General features: G+C 49.5%; 2 tRNA genes and 1 rRNA gene. All 3 read right to left on the reverse strand.

Going from position 1 to position 380, the window contains the following annotated elements:
- A 16S ribosomal RNA gene (locus tag EVJ34_RS15615) occupies positions 1–64 on the reverse strand; the annotation flags it as partial.
- A 103-nt stretch (positions 65–167) separates the two neighbouring features.
- Positions 168–243: transfer RNA gene (locus EVJ34_RS15620), tRNA-Ala, on the reverse strand.
- Between the two features lie 11 nt (positions 244–254).
- Positions 255–331: transfer RNA gene (locus EVJ34_RS15625), tRNA-Pro, on the reverse strand.
- Between the last annotated feature and the right edge of the window lie 49 nt (positions 332–380).

The raw sequence follows: 380 nt of genomic DNA on the forward strand, positions 1-380 counted from the left end.
CGACTTGCATGTATTAGGCACGCCGCCAGCGTTCGTCCTGAGCCAGGATCAAACTCTCCAAAGAATTTGATATAGCTCTTTAAAATGACGAAGCTTGCGCTTCATTCAAAAATTGTAAAACTTTTTTGCCTCATCGTTCAGTTTTCAAAGTTCGTCGGTTTCAAAAATGGTGGAGCCTAGCGGGATCGAACCGCTGACCTCCTGCGTGCAAGGCAGGCGCTCTCCCAGCTGAGCTAAGGCCCCAAAAGTTATGATGGTCGGGAAGACAGGATTCGAACCTGCGACCCCTTGGTCCCAAACCAAGTGCTCTACCAAGCTGAGCTACTTCCCGTTATAAATGGTGCACCCTGAGAGATTCGAACTCCCGGCCTTTAGATTCG

It is taken from the genome of Exiguobacterium sp. SL-9 (assembly GCF_004336985.1).
GTDB lineage: Bacteria > Bacillota > Bacilli > Exiguobacteriales > Exiguobacteriaceae > Exiguobacterium.